The organism is Cupriavidus sp. FW305-26, from assembly GCF_058787975.1.
The window spans coordinates 1-5,258 of the sequence record NZ_JBYTAH010000142.1 but is presented as its reverse complement, the minus strand read 5'-3'; the positions used below and the strand labels follow the sequence as shown (position 1 = coordinate 5,258).

At 67.9% G+C, this 5,258-nt stretch carries 4 protein-coding genes; 2 read left to right on the top strand and 2 right to left on the bottom strand.

The genetic code is table 11. The features are described from left to right. Both AC3WQZ_RS35370 and AC3WQZ_RS35365 read right to left on the bottom strand, forming a co-directional pair. On the bottom strand, window positions 1-948 hold a 948-nt coding region (locus AC3WQZ_RS35370), incomplete at its 3' end, for a Bug family tripartite tricarboxylate transporter substrate binding protein (RefSeq protein ID WP_492302129.1). Between the two features lie 57 nt (window positions 949-1,005). Further along, a complete protein-coding gene (locus AC3WQZ_RS35365; RefSeq protein ID WP_492302127.1) occupies window positions 1,006-2,526 on the bottom strand; it encodes a class I adenylate-forming enzyme family protein in 1,521 nt (506 codons plus the stop codon). A 344-nt stretch (window positions 2,527-2,870) separates the two neighbouring features. Between AC3WQZ_RS35365 and AC3WQZ_RS35360 the strand changes: the two genes are divergently transcribed. Both AC3WQZ_RS35360 and AC3WQZ_RS35355 read left to right on the top strand, forming a co-directional pair. Then, entirely contained in the window at window positions 2,871-4,064 is a 1,194-nt protein-coding gene (locus tag AC3WQZ_RS35360) for an acyl-CoA dehydrogenase family protein (protein WP_492302126.1), read from the top strand. A 13-nt stretch (window positions 4,065-4,077) separates the two neighbouring features. Next, window positions 4,078-5,205: an acyl-CoA dehydrogenase family protein gene (locus AC3WQZ_RS35355; RefSeq protein ID WP_062804632.1), complete on the top strand. Its 1,128-nt coding sequence runs from the start codon at window positions 4,078-4,080 to the stop codon at window positions 5,203-5,205. Window positions 5,206-5,258: the final 53 nt, after the last annotated feature.

Below are 5,258 nucleotides of genomic sequence, written 5' to 3'. Positions count from 1 at the left end.
CTTCACCACCCCACCCCACAACGCCAGCTCCCGCTGAATCCGATCTCCCAGCGCCTTCGGCGTGCTGATATTCACGTCATACCCCCCAGCCGTCATCCGTTGCCGGAAAGCAGCATCCTCCCCAACCGCCTTCTGCGCCTTGACCAGCTTGTCCACCACATCAGCCGGCAGCTTCTGCGGCCCCACCAGCGCATACCAGCCAGTCAGGTCATAGTCCTTCTGGCCAGACTCGATCATGGTCGGCACGTTCGGCAATGCCGGGTTGCGGGTCTTCGACGTGACCGCCAGCGCCCGCACCTTGCCGCCATTGATATGCCCGATGGCCGTGCCGGTAATATCGAACATGAACGTGACCTTGCCGCTCATCACGTCAGCCATGGCCGGCGCATTGCCCTTGTACGGCACATGCAGCATCTTCACGCTGTTCATCTGAGCCAGCAATTCCGCCGACAGGTGGTTCGATGCCCCAATGCCGGCCGAGCCGAACGAGACCCCCTCAGGATGCTTGCGCGCATAGTCGACCAGCTCGCCCACGTTCTTCGCCGGGAAGTCCTTGTTCACCAGCAGCACGTTGGTGTAATCGGTGATCAGGCCGATATAGGTAAAGTCCTTGACCGGATTGAAATTGACCGAGTGCTGGATCAGCGGCGTCATGGTCATGGTCGGGCTGGCGACGAAATACAGCGTGTAGCCGTCCGGCGCCGCCTTGGCGGTCATGTCGGCGGCGATCGCGCCGCTGGCGCCCGCGCGGTTATCCACCACCACCGGCTGCTTGAGCACGCGCCCGAGTTGCTCGGCATAGATGCGCGCGGCTGTGTCGACCGGGCCGCCGGGCGCGTAACCCACCAGCAGCTTGATCGGCCGCGACGGGTAGGCGTCGGCGGCCCACGCCGCGCCCTGCAGCAGCAGCGTGGCGGTCAGGGCTGACAGTGTCGTCCATGTCTTCATTATTGTCTCCTCCAGGTAAGGCTGATATTGCCCGGGGCCGGCGGGCCCGGCGGGCGCTTAATCGAGCATGGCGCGCAGCGGCTGCTTGAGCAGCTTGCCGCTCGCCGTGGTCGGAATCACGTCGACGGTGCGGACCTCGGCCGGGCGCTTGTACGGGGCCAGGCTCTCGCGCAGGTAGGTGTCCAGCGCCTTGCGGTCAAGCTCGGCGCCGTCCTGCATTTCAATGAAGGCCACCACTTCCTCGTTGCCATCGCCGGTGGTGCGTCCGACCACGGCCGACTGGCGCACGCCCGGGAAGGCATTGATCACAGACTCGACCTCGATCGGGTAGACGTTGAAGCCGGAGCGGATGATCAGGTCCTTGGAGCGGCCGGAGATAAACAGCGCGCCGTCGGCATCCAGGTAGCCCAGGTCGCCGGTATTGAGCCAGCCGCCGGGCAGCAGCGCCTCGGCGGTCTGCTCGGGGTTGCGGTAGTAGCCCAGCATCACGCCCGGGCCGCGCACGCGGATCTGGCCGCGCTCGCCGGCGGGAAGCAGCTTGCCTTCGGCATCGGTGATCTCGATCTCGACGCCTTCGACGATATAGCCGGCCGAGCAGTCGGCGCGCGGGGCTTCCATGCGCGTGATGAAGAGCGAGCCGGCGTATTCGGTGATGCCGTAGCCATGGTGCAGCGCCTGGCCGAACAGGGTTTCGACCTCGCGCTTGAGCGTGGGGTCCAGCGGCGCGCCGCCGGTATAGAGGTAGCGCAGGCGCGGATAGGCGCCGGGCTTCGCGCCGACGGTGGGCGCCACCGCCATGATGCGCGTGAACATGGTCGGCACGCCCTGCAGGATGGTGACGCCGGGCGATGCCAGCGACTCGAACACTTCATTGGCGTCGAAGCGCGGGCGCAGGAACAGGCTGGCGCCCGCATACAGCGTGGCCATCAGCACCGTGGCAATGCCGAAGATATGCGACATCGGCAAGGCGCCGTAGGCCACGTCGGCCGGGCCCATGTCGCGCGAGGTGGCAGAGATGCGCGCAAACTGGGTCAGGCCCGCATGCGGCACCATCACGCCCTTGGGCGCGCCGGTGGTGCCGGAGGTATAGATCAGCGTGGCGACGCTGCGGGCCAGCCCGGCCGGCTCGCGCTGCGGCGCGGTGGCCGCGCGCACCACCCGCATGCCAGCGTCGAACACCGGGCAGCCGGTGGCCTGTGCGCCCAGCCGCTCGCCGTGCGCCGCGGCCACGTCGGAGGCATGGCCGGTGAACAGCACCAGCGCCGGCTGCGCATGATCGCGGATATTGTCGATCTCGCGCGCGGACAGGCGCGCATTGACCTGGATCGGCCAGGCATGCAGCAGGCTGCTGGCGAACAGCGTGACCACCATCTCGTTGCAGTTCTCGCCGACCACCATCACGCGGTCGCCCTCGCCCACGCCCCGCGCCGCCAGCCAGTCGCGGGCGGCCTCGATGCACCGCCACAGCTCGCCGTAGCTGATGACGGCGCCGTTCTCGTGCAGGCACGGCGCGTCGGGCGTCTGCGCGGCCCAGTAGCGGGGGATGTCGTGGATGTATTCGGGGCGGAAGGAAGACATGGTGCTGGTGGGTCTCTCGATGCAGGCTGACTCGGATATGCGGCGGAATACACCCGGCCACATGAAACTGGCTGCATCAGTTTGCTGCAAGCCCCGTGCCGCAGCCATTTGGAATTCACTAAGGCCGTGTTCGTCAACGCCACTGGCCAGCCGCAGTTCGCCCCGCCACCACCCGGCGCAGGTGGTTCCGCCTCCACGAAGGACGGCTTTATCATTGATGAAGCAAAGAATCGCGCCCGGCCCCTACAATCGGCCGGCACAATGAGGGCCGCCGCTTTGACGCACTGCACAACCAGGCAGGGCAAGAAGCGCCGCGCGGCCCGCGTACCACAGGGGACATTCAGATGGATTTGCGTTTCACCGCCGAGGAACAGGCCTTCCGCGAGGAGGTCCGCGCATTCGCGCAGGCCAGCCTGCCGGAAGACATCCGCAGCAAGGTTCTCAACCACCAGCGCGTGGAAAAGGACGACTACATCCGCTGGCACCGCATCCTGCAGGCGCGCGGCTGGGGTGCGCCGACCTGGCCCAGGCAATGGGGCGGCACCGGCTGGACCGCGCTGCAGCGCCTGATCTTCGAGATCGAGACCTTCCGCGCCGGCGCGCCGCGCCTGCTGCCGTTCGGCCTGACCATGATCGGGCCGGTGCTGATGAAGTACGCCAGCCCCGAGATGCAGCAGCGCTTCCTGCCGCGCATCCCCAATATCGACGACTTCTGGTGCCAGGGCTACTCCGAGCCGGGCTCGGGTTCCGACCTGGCCTCGCTGAAGACGCGCGCGGTGCGCAAGGGCGACAAGTACATCGTCAACGGCCAGAAGACCTGGACCACCATGGCCCACTTTGCCGACTGGATCTTCTGCCTGGTGCGCACCGACCCGGAGGCCAAGGCCCAGGAAGGCATCTCGATGCTGCTGATCGACATGAAGTCGCCCGGCGTGACGGTGCGCCCGATCAAGACGCTCGATGGCGGCCATGACGTCAACGAGACCTGGTTCGAAGACGTGGAAGTGCCGGTCGGGAACCTGGTCGGCGAAGAGAACCGCGCCTGGACCTATGCCAAGTACCTGCTCGGCCATGAGCGCACCGGCATTGCCGGCATCGGCCACTGCCACCGCGAGCTGCGCCTGCTCAAGCACTACGCCAGCCAGGCCACCGACGGCGCCGGCCGCCCGCTGATCGAAGACGTGCGCATGCGCGACAAGATCGCCCGCGTCGAGATGGACATCATGGCGCTGGAAATGCTGCTGCTTCGCGTCGCCACGCAGGCCGCCGGCACCCCCGGCCCCGAGGCCTCGATCGTCAAGATCCGCGGCTCCGAGGTGCAGCAGGACCTGGGCATGCTGATGATGGAAGTGGCCGGCCCCAACGCCTGGCCGTATTCGCCGGACTGGCTTGAGCCGGGCGCGACGCAGCCGGTGGCGGGCCCCGACTGGGCCGCCCCTGCCGCCTCCACCTACTACGACATGCGCAAGACCTCGATCTACGGAGGCGCGACCGAAGTGCAGAAGAACATCATCTCCAAGATGATCCTGGGTTTCTGAAGGGATAGCTGACATGGACTTCACCTACAGCGAAGAGCAACAGATGCTGGCGGACAGCCTGCGTCGCTTCATCGATACCGAATACACCTTCGAGGCCCGCCGCAAGAGCGCGCGCGCAGGCGAGAGCCTGGATCGCGGCGTGTGGAACAAGCTCGCTGAAATGGGCGTGCTGGGCCTGACCGTGCCGGCCGACTTCGGCGGCTTCGGCGAAGGCCCAGCCAGCCAGCTGGTGGTGCAGCGCGAACTGGGCCGCGGCCTGGTGCTGGAGCCGGTCACGCCCAGCGGCGTGATGGCCGCGGCCATCCTGGCCGCCCACGGCAGCGCCGCGCAGAAGGAACAATGGCTGCCCGCGATCGCCTCGGGCGAGCGCATCGTCACGCTGGCCTACCTGGAGCCGACCACCCGCTACCGCCCGGAATCGGCCCGCGCCAGCGCCGAGCGCAGCGGCGACGGCTACGTGCTCAACGGCATCAAGAGCGTGGTCTGGCACGGCGCCGCCGCCGACGCCTACCTGCTGACCGCGCGCGTGGCCGGCAGCAATGAGATTGCGTTGTTCCTGGTGCCGCGCGACAGCAAGGGCCTGGGCGTCACCGCCTACCCGACCGTCGACGGCCTGCGCGCCGCCGACCTGTCGCTGCAGGACGTGACGGTGCCGGCCAACGCGCTGGTGGGCCAGCCCGCCGACGGCCTGGCCGCGCTGGGCGTGGGCCTTGAGCACGGCGTTGCCGCGCTGTGCGCCGAGGGCGCCGGCGCCATGGAAAAGCTGATCGAGATCACCGCCGAGTACCTGGGCACGCGCCAGCAGTTCGGCAAGCCGCTGGCCAGCTTCCAGGCACTGCAGCACCGCATGGCCGACATGCTGGTGCAGAAGGAGCTGGCACTGTCGATGGCCTACGTCGCAGTCCAGGCGCTGGACGAGGCCGATCCCGCCGCGCGCCGCCGCATGCTGTCCGCGGCCAAGGTGACGCTGGCCCGCGCCGGGCGCTTCGTCGGCCAGCAGGCCGTGCAGCTGCACGGCGGCATGGGTATGACCGATGAGCTGTCCGTGGGCGACTACTTCAAGCGCCTGACCATGCTGGACCAGTTGCTGGGCGACAGCGACTACCACCTGCAGCGCTTCGGCGAAGTGATGGAAGCCTGACCCTGGCTGCGGCCGCTGGCCGCATGCTGGCGCGAGGCCGGGCACTTGCCCGG

Excerpts from the sequence above, each read along its gene's own strand:
- AC3WQZ_RS35355 (WP_062804632.1), top strand. The coding sequence starts at position 4,078 with ATGGACTTCACCTACAGCGAAGAGCAACAGATGCTGGCGGACAGCCTG.
- AC3WQZ_RS35360 (WP_492302126.1), top strand. The coding sequence starts at position 2,871 with ATGGATTTGCGTTTCACCGCCGAGGAACAGGCCTTCCGCGAGGAGGTC.
- AC3WQZ_RS35365 (WP_492302127.1), bottom strand. The coding sequence starts at position 2,526 with ATGTCTTCCTTCCGCCCCGAATACATCCACGACATCCCCCGCTACTGG.